Genomic DNA, 14,693 nt, shown 5'->3' on the forward strand with positions numbered 1-14,693 from the left:
TTACCGAGTTCTGCAAGGACTCTGTTAATTTCTTTTGTCGGAATGGTGAGTCAGCAGGTAAAAATACAATCTGGTCAAATGACAATAACATTGGCCGGGGATAATAGGATATTGGACGAAGTTGTTGTTGTTGGTTACGGGACAACACGTCGGGAAGCTAAAACTGGTTCTATCACTTCCGTTTCAAGTGAGGAACTTTCAGAATTGACAGCTTCTTCTTTTGATAAGATGTTGGCAGGTAAGATGGCAGGTGTTCAGATAACTTCTAATTCCGGTCAGCCTGGTGCTAACTCTGAAATCCGTATTCGCGGTATCAGTTCAATTAATGCAGGCAATGAACCTCTATATGTTGTTGATGGTGTCGCTGTTATGTCAGGGGAACAGGGTACTTTTACAAATACCTCAAATGCTTTGTCTATGATTAATCCGAATGATATAGAAAGCATTACAGTATTGAAGGATGCCGCTGCCGCCTCTGTTTACGGTTCACGTGCGGCAAACGGTGTTATTTTGGTTACAACGAAGTCAGGAAAAGAAGGAAAAAGCCGTTTTACAGCTCGTGCAAAATATGGTGTTTCTTCTTTGGCGAATGATAATAATTATCGTGCGATGAATGGTCAGGAACTTTGGACATTCCGTCGTGATGCACTTATCAATGCCGGCTATAATCCTGATGATCCTGAATTGGGGTCTTATTATTATCCGCAGAGTATGTTGCAGCAACCAATGACTGATTGGATAGATCATTTTACGCGTACTGGAAATATGCAAGAATATGAAATTTCAGCAACAGGGGGAAGTAACAAGACTTCTTACTTTAGCTCTGCTTCCTATCATAAAAATGAAGGTGTATTTTATGGAATTAAATTTGAAAGGATTCAAGCACGTGTAAATGTGGATCATGAATTGAATAAATATTTGAAGACTGGTGTTCGTGTGAATGTCGGTTATTCAAATAGTGAAGACGTTGCTATGCAGGATTTGTATTATACCAATCCTATTTTTGCAGGAATGACTATTCAGCCTTGGACAAATCCTTATAATGAGGATGGTAGCCATTCGTTGAATATTCCAGAAAATAGCAATACGAATCCAAGGGCGACAGCTGAGTATGACAAGCAATATGCAAAAAAATATAGTTTTAATGGAAATATGTATTTGCAGTGGACTCCGATAAAAGGTTTGGTTGTTAAAACGACTAACTCTGCAGAAATGAGTTTTGTACAAGGTATGCGTTATTGGAGCCCTGAAACAAATTATGGTGTGGCTACGACTCAGACTGATAATAATCAATATCGTTTATTGACTACGTCTAATACGGCTACTTATGAAAATACGTTTTTAGAAAATCATAGTTATCGCGTTTTGGTTGGTCAGGAAGCATTGCATCGGACTTGGTATCAAGACTATATATATGCAGCAAATGTGGATGGAGGTATTCCTTATCCACAGACATCAGCGTCTCCAAAAGCAGAACATTGGGAAGAAACAAGTACAATGATGTCTTTCTTTGGTGTGTTGGATTACAATTATGCGAGTCGTTACTATTTGCAGGCTTCAGTCCGCTGGGACGGTAGTTCTCGGTTCGGGAAAGAGAATATTTGGGGTACTTTTTACTCGATAGGTGCCTCTTGGAATATACATAACGAACATTTTATGGAAGATGTCGATTATATCGATTTGTTGAAACTACGTGCTAGTTATGGTGTGAATGGTAATAATAATATTGACAATTACCAGCAGTATGCAAAATATGCAGCTGCCCTTTATAATGGTGTGGCCGGTTATTTATTAAATTCTCCGAATAATGATTATTTATCATGGGAAAGGAATAAATCCTGGAATATTGGTATTGATTATAATTTCCTGAAACATTTTTCCGGTAGTATTGATTTTTACTCCCGTAAGACGACGGATATGTTACTTGACCGTCCGTTATCAAGAACTACAGGTTTTACTTCTCAAATGCAAAATGTTGGTTCACTACGGAATACCGGTGTTGAATTCCAGTTTGACGCTAATATAATCGAAACAAAGGACGTACAATGGAATGCTGGTATCAATATCTCACATAATAAGAGTAAAATCTTAGATTTGGCAGGGGATGAAATGATTGGTGATGGTGATTATTCTGCATTGAAATACATTAAAGGTGAAAAGTTGTTTACATACTATTTACGTGATTATCAGGGCGTAGATCCGGAGACTGGAGCCGCTTTGTGGATGGACAAGAATGGAGAAAAGACGACTCGTATTAGTCAGGCTCGTTATATTAAAGCCGGTAGTCCGGAGCCAACAGTAACAGGTGGTTTCCATACGGATGTAACTTGGAGGGGTATAACATTGAATGTTCAGTTGGAAGGAAAATTTGGAAATAAGATATTAATAGGGGAAAATAGTTATTTGCATTCGGATGGTCAGCAGATGTCCATGAATCAGTCTGCAAGTGCTATGAACTATTGGAAACAGCCAGGTGATACAGATTGTGCTCCCAAGCCAGTTGCATGGAATTCAACAAGTTCGAACACAAGTGTGTCGACACGTTTCTTGGAAAATGGTAGCTATGTGAGAATAAAGGACGTTACATTGGCTTATGCTTTACCGAAACAATGGTTGTCATCGATCGGCGTTAATAATTTGAAGATTTATGCAAGTGGAATGAACGTGTACACGTTCCATGATGTGGATTACTTCGATCCTGAACGTGGCGTGAAAGGTATGGGATATGGTATTTATCCGATGACAAAATCATTTGTATTTGGTTTGGATGTTACATTTTAATAATTAAAAAGGAAATGAATATGAAAAAGATAATGATATATGGGTTGTCTTTGTTGACATTGGGGCTCTCTTCCTGTAATGGATTTTTAACGGAAAATCCTGTTACGGAACTTGATACAGAAACTGTTTTGTCAACTTACGAATCGTTAAACAAAGCGACACTTGGTGCGTATAGTGCCTTGAATGACGGGACTTGGTATGGGGCTGGTTTCGTGTTGAGCTGTGAGTTGCGTTCCGGTAATGCTAAAAACCCGACAAATACGGATTTTACATCCGGAAGATATATAAATGAATATAGTTGGGTCTATCTGGATTCTAATACATCAGGTCTATGGACCTATGCTTATTTCTTGATTGCTCAGGCAAATAATGTCATTAATAATGTAGATGGTAAAGAAACTCCGGATGTAACAACTCAGGATTTGAATAATATTAAAGCGGAAGCGATGTTTTTACGTGCGTTATCTTATTTTGATCTGTTACGTACGTATGCACAACCTTATACCTATGCTCCACAAAGCCCGGGAGTTGCTATTACGTTGGTTGTAGATAAAGATGCCCGTCCTGCTCGTAATACTGTTGCAGAAAGTTTTGATCAGGTTGTAAAAGATTTGTTAGAAGCTGAAAGCTTAATGGATGATGATTATACGCGTTACGATGCCGCAGATCCTTATTCTGTTGCCAGTAAACCGGCTATTTGGGGATTACTTTCAAGAGTTTATCTGTATATGGGAGAATGGCAAAAAAGTGCGGATTATGCCACCAAAGTAATAGATAGTGGTTTGTTTAATATGTTTACAGAAAACCAATTGCCAAGCGTTTGGGGAAAGGATGCTTCAGATGGTGGAGAGGTTATTTTTGAAGTGTATGGCAGTGATAAAAATTATTATAACGAGTATTGGGAAGATATTTCCTGGATGACGAATCCGGATGGATATGCCGATGTCGCATCTACTGCTGATTTACGTGATTTGTATGAAGCTGGTGATGTCCGCCTTAAATTATTCAAATCTCATAAAGAGGCTCCTGATCATTTTTGGACAACGAAGTATGCAGCAAAGGATGCTTCATCAAGGCCGTCTTATGCGAACATTATAGTACTTCGTCTTTCGGAAATGTACTTGAACCGTGCGGAAGCATTGGCTCATGGTGCAACTATTGCAGGGGCAACTGCTGACGATGATTTGTTGACGATAACATCTAATCGTGGTGCTTCGCCTGTAACAGCAACATTAGAAAATATTTTGTTGGAACGTCGTAAAGAACTTGCTTTCGAAGGGCATTTGGTTTATGACATGGCTCGTACCGGAACATCTTTGCATCGTGTCGATTACCAAGGGGCGGCTGATGCTAAAGATATTGAGTTCCCAAGTTACCGTTGGGCATTACCAATTCCGAAGAGTGAAATGGATGCTAATCCCAATATGGTTCAGAATGATGGTTATTAATAATGGATGGAGGAATACTTGCTCTTTCGAAAATGAGCAAGTATTTCCTATCTGATAATATTTGATGCATATGAATTGGTTTATCAGATTAGTATTATTGATTTGTTCGATGTCGTGGGGAATGAGTACGTTTGAAACTGTTTCGGCGTCTGGTTATGTTCCAACAACAACGTGGCCTTATTTGTATGAAGACTTTGTGGATGGAACAGTTTATTTCTCCAAAGAACAAAAGACAATGCACTTGAAATTGAATGTGCATCTTCAAAATTGCACATTACATTATTTGGAGGGTGATAAGGTTATGCAAGCTGATCCGCGTAATGTGGAGATGATTCAATTGGGGGATGTTTCTTTTATTTATATGAATGGAGAATTGGTCCGTTTTATAAAGGCAGAAGAAGGTGTCGCTTTAGTTAAATTAGTAAAAGCTGATTTAGATGAATTGAATAAAAATACACATGGCGCTTATGGTATGAGTACTACTTCTTCTTCTGTAAACCAGATTGTTTCTATTGGGGCACTCGGTGTTTCTAATTTGATTTATACCCGGATGAGACAGGAGAGGAAAGAAGGTAAAGATCTCCCTTTAATTGAGAAATACTATTTTATCTTTGGAGATAAGATAGTTGAAGCTACACGGAAAGAAGTTGAAAAATCCCTTGGCGATAACGGTAAAACTAAATTAAAAGCATTCTTAAAACAAAATAAGATTAAATGGAAAGAGGAAGCCAGCTTGATAAAGCTGTTGGAGTTTTTCCATCAATAGCGAATTTTCCCAACACATTTACACATATTTACACATATTAGACACACAAAAAAGAAGCCAGGGTTTGTAGTGATACAGACCCTGGTTGTTTTAAATACTTCTCTGACCCTTGGTTTATACCAGCCGATCAAAGATATGCCGAAATTGATTCTATGCCCATCCATTCGGAATTTCATGCCCATGCAATCCGATTTCCATGGGCATAGAATCCGGTCTGTTTGTATTTGTAAATTAAGTAACAACTAAAAAACAGTAACTATGAAAAAGAACGAATTTAAAGAGCTTAAATCTTCTTGCCATATACCCTATCTGATATAATATCAAATGAATATATTAAATTTGTACCCGAAATGGTATAAAAAGAAGTATTTATGAATAATTTGTCTGCCACAGTCAAAATGTTGCGAAAACAATATAAGCTAACACAAGAGGAACTTTCGTTGAAGTCGGTGTGGGGATACAGACAAGCTAATATATGTATGATGATTTATTAAGAGAACGTCTTGATCGGATTACTTCAAAATAACATCTGATTATATTGGTGACTCGTAGTGATATAGCCGTAGGAGTTCTAAACAAAAAATCCCCGAAGTTCTGAAAACTTCGGGGATTTTTATTTACTTGATTTCTTTCTCTTCCATCATGTCCAGTTCATTCTTGTCGGAGTCGATAAATTTGTACTCCAAAAAGCCCAGACTTTGATTGGGGATTACTTTAATACCCATCGAGTATTTCAGTTTCCATTTCCAACTGAGCGGAAATCTTCCGCTTTTAATAAATGCTGCAACATAAGGATGTACGTGCAGGGCGAATTTCTTCACATTGTGTTTGTTCACTAAACAGTCGATCTTTCCTTCCAGGCTGTCGGTAAACAGGATAGAGGGTTTGATGGTGCCCGTGCCGAAACAGGTCGGACAAGCTTCGGATGTATCGACATCCATTGCCGGACGAACACGTTGGCGGGTTATCTGCATCAGACCGAATTTACTCAACGGCAAAATGTTATGCTTTGCCCGGTCGTTAGCCATCGCCTTGGTCATATGTTCGAACAGTTTCTGCCGGTTGGCAGCTTCAGCCATATCGATAAAGTCGACTACAATAATACCACCCATATCGCGCAGGCGTAATTGACGGGCAATTTCGTCTGCAGCTGCTGCATTCACGTCAATCGCTGTTTTTTCCTGGGCATCGCTGCCTTTCGAACGGTTTCCGCTGTTCACGTCGATAACGTGCATGGCTTCCGTGTGTTCGATGATAAGATAGGCTCCACTTTTGTATGTGACGGTGCGTCCGAACAGAGACTTGATTTGTTTTGTGATTGCAAAATTATCAAAGATAGGGAGTTCACCGGTGTACCGTTGTACGATCTCTTCCCGTCCGGGTGCAATCAGGCTGACATAATCACGGATGTTGTGATAGATGTCCGCATCGTTCACATAAATGTTCTGAAAAGAGGGATTGAAAATATCACGTAACAAAGCCACTGCTCGTGCCGTCTCTTCGTAAATGAGCGCAGGAGCTTTTACTTTGGTGATTTTAGGGATATTTTCTTCCCAGCGTTTCAGCAATGTCTTCAATTCATGATCGAGTTCGGCAACGCGCTTTCCTTCCGAAGAGGTACGTACGATTACGCTGAAATTCTTCGGTTTGATACTTTGAATGAGTTGGCGTAGACGGGCACGCTCTTCGCTCGATTTGATTTTTGTGGAGACCGATACTTTGTCGGCAAACGGTATCAGCACGATGTATCTTCCTGCAAACGAAAGTTCGGAAGTCAGTCTGGGACCTTTTGTGGAAATCGGCTCTTTGGCGATCTGCACCAGCACTTCCTGTCCGACTTTGAGCACGTTGCTGATACTTCCGTCTTTTTCAATTTCGGGAAGCAACTGCAGTTTGGAGATGGCGGGGAGCTTTTTTTCTCCCTTCTGTTCTCCCAGTGCCTGCTTGAGGAATTTCTGCTGGGTGTTGAAATTTGGACCTAAGTCCAGGTAGTGAAGAAATGCATCCTTTTTATAACCTACATCAATGAAAGCAGCGTTCAAACCCGGCATCAGTTTTTTCACCTTGCCCAGATATATATCGCCGACGGCGAAAGAGACATTGCGGGCTTCCTTTTGGAGCTCCACAAGGTTCTTATCCTCCAGTACGGCTATAGATACCTCTTTGGGTTGTACATCAACTACTAATTCACTAATCACTATAAAAAGAGGTGTTAAAAACGAGACCTTATTAAATACGCAAAGAACAAACTTAAAAAGGTCTCTTATTAAGTTTGTTCTTCAGAGTTGCTCAAATAGACTTATTTCTTTTTGTGTCTATTCTTCTTTAGTCTCTTTTTGCGCTTGTGCGTAGACATCTTATGTCTTTTTCTTTTCTTTCCGCTAGGCATTGTTTTAAAATTTTAAATTAAACTATAATAACTAAATTACTTTACTTCGTTCAGGAAAGTCTTAGCCGGCTTGAATGACGGAATGTTATGTTCCGGGATGATGATCGTAGTATTCTTTGAAATATTACGAGCTGTTTTCTGGGCTCTCTTTTTAATCACGAAACTTCCGAAGCCTCTCAGGTATACATTTTCACCCTGAGACAATGAACTCTTTACGATATCCATGAAGGATTCTACGCTGTTCAGCACTGTCTGCTTGTCGATACCCGTGCTTTTTGAAATTTCGCTTACAATATCTGCTTTAGTCATGTCTATAAATTAATTAAATAATTGATTTGGACCTATTAATTTTTTGGAATGCAAATATATAGCTTTTTATTTAAGTGGAAAAAGAATTGCCAGCCAATTTTTAAGAAAAATGTTTCCTTACAATCCGTTAGAACTATGTATGTTTGCAGTAATCAATTAGTTGCAGGTCTGGAGAAGACCAAAAAGAAATGTATGTCGCAGATAGAAAACAAATTAGAAATCAGCCGTTTATTGCGGAATTGGTACCAAAAGCATAAAAGGGAGCTGCCTTGGCGGGAATCTTCCGACCCCTATATCATCTGGATATCCGAGATAATCCTTCAGCAAACACGGGTGGCGCAGGGGATGGATTATTTCCTCCGCTTTACCGGGCGGTTCCCCGATGTAGCCTCACTCGCGTCGGCGGAAGAGGATGAAGTGTTGAAATATTGGCAAGGTTTGGGCTATTACAGCCGCGCCCGTAATCTCCATGCCGCAGCCAAAGATATCATGGAACGGTTCGGCGGCGTTTTCCCGCAACACTATAAAGATGTGATTTCCCTGAAAGGAATAGGGGAATATACGGCTGCCGCTATCGTCTCTTTTGTCTGGAACCAGCCTTATCCGGTGGTCGATGGGAATGTCTTCCGGGTCCTTTCGCGTCTTTTTGCCGTGGATACTCCGATCGATACGCCAAAAGGGAAGAAAGCGTTTACGGAACTGGCCGGTGTGGTGATGGACCCTGAATATGCCGGTTGGCATAACCAGGCGATTATGGAATTGGGCGCTTTGCAATGCGTCCCCCAAAATCCCGATTGCGGGGTTTGCCCTTTGAAAGAACGGTGTATGGCTTATGGGGCGGGGACGGTGCAGTCTTATCCCGTGAAGCAGAATAAGACAAAAACGAGGGACCGCTATTTCCATTACCTATACATTAATTATAAAGGGAAGACCTGGCTGTCCCGCCGGAAAGGAAAAGATATATGGGAGGGACTCTACGAGTTTCCGCTTATCGAGACGGACCGTGCAGTGGATTTTGCAGGATTACAGGAGACGGATGCGTTCCGCCGGCTCTTCGCAGGAGCGGGAAAACTGGACGTCTCGGTAGGATTGTCTGGAGTAAAGCATGTCCTGTCCCATCAGATCCTATATGCCACTTTCTACCGGATAGAGATAGAGCGGGAGAACGAGGCGTTGCAAAGCTTCCTTTCTGTACCGGTGGAGGAGCTTGATAAATATGCAGTGCCCCGCCTGATACATATTTATTTAGAGAAATTAGAATGAAACTTGTCAGAATGACTGAATTTATGTTTCTTTGTAAACTAATAAAAGAATAAAGCTATGTCATTGAATAAAGTTATATTAATCGGTAACGTCGGACGTGATCCGGAAGTACGTTACTTCGATAGTGGCGCTGCTGTCGCCAACTTTCCGCTTGCCACTTCAGAGAGAGGCTATACCTTGGCTAACGGTACGGTCGTGCCGGAACGTACGGAATGGCACAATGTCGTTGTCCGCCGTGACCTGGTCCCCTTTGTTGAAAAATGGGTGAAGAAAGGTTCCGGGCTTTATGTGGAAGGAAAGATCCGCACACGCAACTATGACGACCAGGCAGGCGTGAAACGTTACGTAACGGAAATCCATGCAGACCGCGTTGAGTTTTACAGTACCGGCACAGCTCCCGCCAATCGTGAGGGCGCTACTAACACCGGCACGACGATGACATCCCAACCCGGCGGCCAGCCTCAGACGGCTCAGCCCGCAACCGGTTATCAGCAACCCGCATCCGGACAACCGGATACACCTTTAGAATCTAACAGTGCGGACGATCTTCCGTTCTGATATTGTTTAACTAATACGGTTCCCCTTGGACTCAGACTATTATTTATCGGGCTTATTCGATCAGGTTACTATACAGGCGCTCACAGCAGGTCCTGTAATAGCGTTAAGCCTTGCAATCCTCCTGCTGTTTGTTTCCGGCTTCGTGTCGGCTTCCGAAGTGGCCTTTTTCTCGCTAACCCCGGGTGACATCAATGACATCCGGGAGGAGAATGCGCCTTCCGATCCTTTGATCCAGCAGTTGCTGGACCGTTCCGAGTACCTGCTCGCTGCTATTCTGATAGCCAATAACTTTGTGAATGTGGCTGTCGTTATGCTGTGTACCTACGGCATCAATGCCATTATCAATTTCTCCGCTGCCCCGATGCTGGGCTTTATTCTGGAAACGATTGTCCTGACATTCCTGTTGCTGTTGTTCGGCGAGATCATGCCTAAGATTTATGCACAGAAAAACTCGTTGCGGTTTGTCCGCAGTTCGGCTCCTGTGCTGAATGTGTTGGAGCGCATCTGCCGCCCGCTGTCGAAGGTGCTGGTGACATCGACCAGCGTCATTAATAAGGCGTTGGTAAAGAAGAAATATGACCTTTCCGTCGATGAACTCTCCAAAGCGTTGGAGCTGACTTCCACCGAAATGCCGGAAGAGAAAGAGATGCTTTCGGAAATCATCAAGTTCTACAACAAGACGGCCGACGAGATCATGACGCCCCGTTTAGATATGGAAGATATCGACATCAAGACAAGTTTCCGTGCCGTGATCGACTTCGTTATCCAATCCGGCTATTCCCGTATTCCGGTCTATGCCGATTCGGAAGACAATATTAAAGGCATCCTGTATATAAAGGACCTTCTGCCGTATGTCGAGAAGCCCGACACGTTCCGCTGGCAAAGCCTGATCCGTCCGGCTTATTTCGTGCCCGAGACGAAGAAGATAGACGATCTGTTAGAAGAGTTCCGCACCAATAAGATACACATGGCAATCGTGGTGGACGAGTTCGGCGGTACATCCGGTATCGTGACGATGGAAGATATCCTGGAAGAGATTGTCGGCGAGATATCCGATGAATATGACGAAGACGAAAAGCTGTTTATCCGCCTGGCCGACGGCAGTCTCATCTTTGAAGCCAAGATATTGCTGACCGACTTCTTCCGTGTGATCGAAGCCGATCCCGCCGAGTTCGGTAAGCTGACCGAAGAGGTGGAAACGCTGGCCGGCCTTCTGTTGGAGATAAAAGGAGACTTCCCGCGCCGCCGTGAGATCATCGACTATAACGACTGTCGTTTCCAGATCTTAGAGATCGATAACCGCCGTATCCTGAAAGTCAAGTTCAACCGTATTTCCGATCAGGAAAAGGAAAAGCAAGAGGAGTAATGCGTCTTTCTGCCGGCATATTATGGGTTTTGCTGTTGGCCGCGTGTACAGCTTGCACGGAATATACGCCGAAGCCGCGCGGTTATTTCCGTATCGACCTGCCGGCGCCTTCCTATCAGGAACTCCCTGTCGAGGATTTGCCTTATACTTTCAGGCTTTCCCGGCGGGCTGTGGTGGAGCTTCCACCGGTCGGCAATCCGGCAGGTTGGATCAATCTTTCCTATCCGCAGTTGAATGTGAAGCTATATTGTAGCTATCTGCCCGTAACACCGGCTACTTTGAAAGGGGCGGAAGACGAATGCCGTGCCCTCGTCGTGCGGCAGGCAAAGCATCCGGACCAGATCAAAGAGCAGGCCTACGGCAATCCGGATGCGGATGTCTACGGTTCGCTATTCCTGCTGGACGGCGAATCCGCTTCACCCTTGCAGTTCATGCTGACCGACAGTGTTTCCCGTTTTTTCCGGGGTGCCCTGTATTACGATTGCATCCCGAATGCAGATTCCCTGGCGCCTGTCACCCAATATCTGAAACAGGACATCGTAGAGTTGATCCAATCATTTAGCTGGAAGAAATAAATGCCGCTTCTTCTGAAACATACCGCCCCGCTCCGGGGAGTCTGGAAGATTGAGGAATCTTCGGACACGCTCTTTTCCCTTTTGGAGAATAGGGAAGAGTACCTGTCGCAACTGGAGGATATCCATACGGAACACCGTCGCCGGGAATGGCTTGCCAGCCGCGTGCTTCTTCAGACGCTTCTCGGCCGTCCGGCCCGTATCGCCTATCATCCGAACGGTGCGCCCTATCTGTTGGATTCTTCTCTATACATCAGCATTTCCCATACGAAAGGATATGCCGCCATCCTGTTGCAGGAACATCCTGCCGCCGGTATCGACATCGAATACCGTTCCGACCGCGTATTGAAGATCCGCAGCCGTTTTATGAATCCGGAAGAAGAAGCAAGCCTTGACCGCGAGCACGAGGCGGAACACCTCTTACTCCATTGGTGCGCCAAAGAGACGCTGTTCAAGATGATCGGCCGGGAGGAGGTCGATTTCCTAAAGCATCTGCATGTACGGGCATTTCCGTATGCGGAGGAAGGAAGTTTCCGGGTGCAGGAGACGCGGACTGATAAGGCGGCGGAATATGAGTTGGAATATAGGATAGAGAAGGACTATGTCATAGTCTGGGCTTCGATAAAAGGCGTCCGAAAATAATAACGGACGCCTTAATAAATAATAGTTATTTATAGATAATGATTTTAGCTGAACCGGAATTTTCTAAATGTCGGGTATTTTGCAATGCTTTAAAAGATTTGGATTTAGACTTTAATATGTAATCATCTAAATTGAAATCTTCGGTCATTCGTATAAAATGGCCTTTAGGGGTTTGCATCTCGTTAATATTAGAAAATTTCACTGTTCCGCCGAAATGATCTTCTCCTGTTTTATCGTCGGGAAAAAGACTTCCATTGCCAACATAATTGCCGGAATAATCATATCTATCATGTTCCCACTCTTCGTAATAATAAGTCGCATTTGTTTTTAACTCAGAGCCAGAGTATGTATAGTCTCCTCTGATAACCCTATAGAGAGGGCCTATCATGTATCCTGATTGGGTTCCGTCATTCCAATATCCGATCCAAAGCTGTTGTTTGTTTGGATTTAAGACATATTCAAAGGTCCCATCCGGGAAAAACTCAAGATAATTATCATTTGGTATCAGAGGTGTTGTTAATATGGGATATTCAGGAAGATTATGATGACCATCCTCCCACCATTTCCCCACAATCGAAAATTCTTCCTCTTCCTCTTTGGGTTTAAACGTTGCCTGGCTGATTACTTCTCCGCTTGCATCGAATATTTTGGCTGTCAGAGAATCATTGGGGACGGTCGGTGTCCATTGAACTTTAGCGTTCCCTTGTAAGTCCGTGAGGAGGAAATTCTGGCTTACCTTACCTTTTGATGATTCGAACTTGACGGAGACTCCTTGAATAGGGAGGTCTGCTGCTAATAGTTTACGTGTTACATTGAATGTGACTTCGATAGGTTTGTCCAGTTGAACGTCCAGCCCGTTTTCAGGCGATTTAAGTTCGATTTTGTCTGGAGCATTGTAGAACAGGCCTTCAAAGGTGATGGGAGGAAACGGTAATTCCTCATTTATTCCGATGAAATCAAGCATGATACTTGTTTGCAGGTCAACGCCTGCATATGTTTTTTCCGTCCAGCCATAATAATCCTTGCTAATGGAACCCATTTCGTTGAACATACCCATTTTTACCGAATCTTTCAGGAACGGCTGGGGAGAAAAAGCCGGGCCGAGAAAGTTATATAATTTGATCTTTATTTTGGGATATGCCGATATTTTCATGTTGAGATTGGCGAAGGCCGTGATTTCAAGCGGATGTATTTGGTATTCAAATGTCGGCTCACCGATAGGTTGCCATTTTTTTTCTTTGTATTCAATGCCGGTTGTCAAACTGCCACTAAAGTTAACGCCTCCTTTGATTTCAATCTTGGCATCTCCATCGGCTGAGAAATCTCCTAACAGATCGCTGCCTAATGTTATAATGACAGGTATTCCTGTAGGGGTAAAGAAGGTGAAAACACGTGGTTTGAACATCCCTTTGGCTATTGTGATATCATTTTCTTCATATTTGAATTTGCCTTTGGCCGAAGCTCCCAATATCATATCCCATTGAGCTTTTGCACCTATTGTAAAGCGAAATTCTTCCAATTCGCTTACCTTTATTTTTAGGTCTTCGGTGATTTTCTTTTCATTCACAGCTTTGCCGAATTTGAAATGTGCGGTCGCATTCAATGAAAAGTTTTGCTTGTAGGTGTCCCAATAGAGTGCAAGGTTTCCGTCTTCACTTGCAGATATGACTTTTCCGCTATTGTCGATTTCCGGGAATGAGATGTTAAGTCCTGTTTCGCCCTCCGCTCTGGTTAGAGGTATTTCTTTATGGATATCGTAGAGAGTCCGGTATGAATTGTTTTCATTTATCTCTATAATCCGAACAGGATGGAGTATACCGTTCGCATCAATAGAAGCTGTTCCGGATTTAGTCGGTGCACGTTCGGCGGAGGGGGCGAGTGACAGCGTAAATTCAGTATCTGCAAACAACTCTGTCATGTTGGCTTCAACGGTTTGCAATGTTGCAGTTTTGTTACTAACGTCTGTATTCATAACCCGGCGGATGTAGGTTGATGTGTCAGTCTCGAGGACGATAAGCGAGAGGCCGTTTTCGAATTCGGGGGCTTTGTCTGTGAACGTCAGCGTCACATCTCCTGTCTTCATATCCATCTTTGTGATCTGGGTTTTCTCCCAGTCGATAGGGACATAAGTCGAAGTGTTTTCGGTAGTAGGTGTGTCCGGGCCATCCGGTTCCGGGTCTACGGCCGGTTCGTCTTTGCCACATCCAGCGAAGAGGAGCAGCAGCAGGGCGAGGAATAAGTAGAGGTTTGTTTTCATGTTTTTAGGATTTAATATGGATAACAAATTTAGAAAAATAGTCGGATGCATTTTTTCCGTTTGTTCGGCCTCGCGTATAAAATGTAAAAAACGGCATTATCCGGTTGAATAATGCCGTTATCCGGTAAAAAAGGTCCCGTCCGCTGTCCGCTTTTTTAGACTTTTCTCGGCTCACACGCTAATCATTGGGGATAAACATAAGGATGAGGCAGGTTATGCGGATCAGTTTAAACCTGGCAAGTTTTGAACCTCCTGCAAATCTGATGAATATTACAATAACCCCCTTTTTTGCCGTTTTTCTATTTCGTCTGAAATCTTGATCGATTTTGGATTGACTTTTTT

Annotated in this window: 11 protein-coding genes and 1 pseudogene; 9 read left to right on the forward strand and 3 right to left on the reverse strand. The window is 43.0% G+C overall.

What is annotated here, in order from left to right:
• The 4 genes and pseudogenes from DWU89_RS19480 to DWU89_RS21165 form a co-directional block, all read left to right on the forward strand.
• Positions 1-2,781: SusC/RagA family TonB-linked outer membrane protein (locus DWU89_RS19480; protein ID WP_147292154.1), on the forward strand; the 2,781-nt coding region annotated here is incomplete at its 5' end.
• A 20-nt stretch (positions 2,782-2,801) separates the two neighbouring features.
• Complete coding sequence (locus tag DWU89_RS19485) at positions 2,802-4,229, forward strand: RagB/SusD family nutrient uptake outer membrane protein (RefSeq protein ID WP_158543410.1); 1,428 nt, start codon at positions 2,802-2,804, stop codon at positions 4,227-4,229.
• A 70-nt stretch (positions 4,230-4,299) separates the two neighbouring features.
• Positions 4,300-4,995 (forward strand): hypothetical protein, encoded by a 696-nt coding sequence (locus tag DWU89_RS19490; RefSeq protein WP_147292155.1) that lies wholly within the window; start codon positions 4,300-4,302, stop codon positions 4,993-4,995.
• Positions 4,996-5,366: 371 nt separating this feature from the next.
• Positions 5,367-5,459 (forward strand): annotated as a pseudogene (locus DWU89_RS21165) (transcriptional regulator); the annotation flags it as partial.
• Between the two features lie 153 nt (positions 5,460-5,612).
• On the opposite strand, the gene DWU89_RS19500 reads toward DWU89_RS21165, so the two are convergent.
• Positions 5,613-7,193 carry an Rne/Rng family ribonuclease gene (locus DWU89_RS19500; protein WP_115501303.1) on the reverse strand — a complete coding sequence of 527 codons (1,581 nt, stop codon included), beginning with the start codon at positions 7,191-7,193 and terminating at the stop codon, positions 5,613-5,615.
• Positions 7,194-7,420: 227 nt separating this feature from the next.
• Positions 7,421-7,693 carry an HU family DNA-binding protein gene (locus DWU89_RS19505; protein WP_005636204.1) on the reverse strand — a complete coding sequence of 91 codons (273 nt, stop codon included), beginning with the start codon at positions 7,691-7,693 and terminating at the stop codon, positions 7,421-7,423.
• A gap of 192 nt (positions 7,694-7,885) precedes the next feature.
• Between DWU89_RS19505 and mutY the strand changes: the two genes are divergently transcribed.
• Genes mutY through DWU89_RS19530 form a run of 5 tightly spaced genes read left to right on the forward strand, consistent with a single transcriptional unit; the run spans position 7,886 to position 12,094 of the window.
• The gene (mutY, locus tag DWU89_RS19510; protein ID WP_244205957.1) at positions 7,886-8,956 is read left to right on the forward strand and encodes an A/G-specific adenine glycosylase; all 1,071 of its coding nucleotides are present in this window, start codon (positions 7,886-7,888) and stop codon (positions 8,954-8,956) included.
• A gap of 57 nt (positions 8,957-9,013) precedes the next feature.
• Positions 9,014-9,514 (forward strand): single-stranded DNA-binding protein, encoded by a 501-nt coding sequence (ssb, locus tag DWU89_RS19515; protein WP_115501305.1) that lies wholly within the window; start codon positions 9,014-9,016, stop codon positions 9,512-9,514.
• 25 nt (positions 9,515-9,539) lie between these two features.
• Complete coding sequence (gene gldE / locus DWU89_RS19520; RefSeq protein WP_115501306.1) at positions 9,540-10,880, forward strand: gliding motility-associated protein GldE; 1,341 nt, start codon at positions 9,540-9,542, stop codon at positions 10,878-10,880.
• On the forward strand, positions 10,880-11,455 hold the full coding sequence (gene gldD / locus DWU89_RS19525) for a gliding motility lipoprotein GldD (RefSeq protein WP_115501307.1): 576 nt from the start codon (positions 10,880-10,882) through the stop codon (positions 11,453-11,455). Before gldE ends, gldD begins: the two co-directional genes overlap by 1 nt.
• Positions 11,456-12,094 carry a 4'-phosphopantetheinyl transferase family protein gene (locus DWU89_RS19530; RefSeq protein WP_115501308.1) on the forward strand — a complete coding sequence of 213 codons (639 nt, stop codon included), beginning with the start codon at positions 11,456-11,458 and terminating at the stop codon, positions 12,092-12,094. It abuts the gene before it with no gap.
• A gap of 25 nt (positions 12,095-12,119) precedes the next feature.
• On the opposite strand, the gene DWU89_RS19535 is transcribed toward DWU89_RS19530, so the two are convergent.
• Positions 12,120-14,351 carry a hypothetical protein gene (locus tag DWU89_RS19535; RefSeq protein ID WP_147292156.1) on the reverse strand — a complete coding sequence of 744 codons (2,232 nt, stop codon included), beginning with the start codon at positions 14,349-14,351 and terminating at the stop codon, positions 12,120-12,122.
• Between the last annotated feature and the right edge of the window lie 342 nt (positions 14,352-14,693).

Origin of the sequence: Parabacteroides acidifaciens (assembly GCF_003363715.1) — a bacterium.
Lineage (GTDB): Bacteria > Bacteroidota > Bacteroidia > Bacteroidales > Tannerellaceae > Parabacteroides > Parabacteroides acidifaciens.

Coding starts and splice junctions, on each gene's coding strand:
- mutY (WP_244205957.1), top strand. CDS start 7,886: ATGTCGCAGATAGAAAACAAATTAGAAATCAGCCGTTTATTGCGGAAT.
- DWU89_RS19530 (WP_115501308.1), top strand. CDS start 11,456: ATGCCGCTTCTTCTGAAACATACCGCCCCGCTCCGGGGAGTCTGGAAG.
- ssb (WP_115501305.1), top strand. CDS start 9,014: ATGTCATTGAATAAAGTTATATTAATCGGTAACGTCGGACGTGATCCG.
- DWU89_RS19535 (WP_147292156.1), bottom strand. CDS start 14,351: ATGAAAACAAACCTCTACTTATTCCTCGCCCTGCTGCTGCTCCTCTTC.
- DWU89_RS19485 (WP_158543410.1), top strand. CDS start 2,802: ATGAAAAAGATAATGATATATGGGTTGTCTTTGTTGACATTGGGGCTC.
- DWU89_RS19490 (WP_147292155.1), top strand. CDS start 4,300: ATGAATTGGTTTATCAGATTAGTATTATTGATTTGTTCGATGTCGTGG.
- gldD (WP_115501307.1), top strand. CDS start 10,880: ATGCGTCTTTCTGCCGGCATATTATGGGTTTTGCTGTTGGCCGCGTGT.
- DWU89_RS19505 (WP_005636204.1), bottom strand. CDS start 7,693: ATGACTAAAGCAGATATTGTAAGCGAAATTTCAAAAAGCACGGGTATC.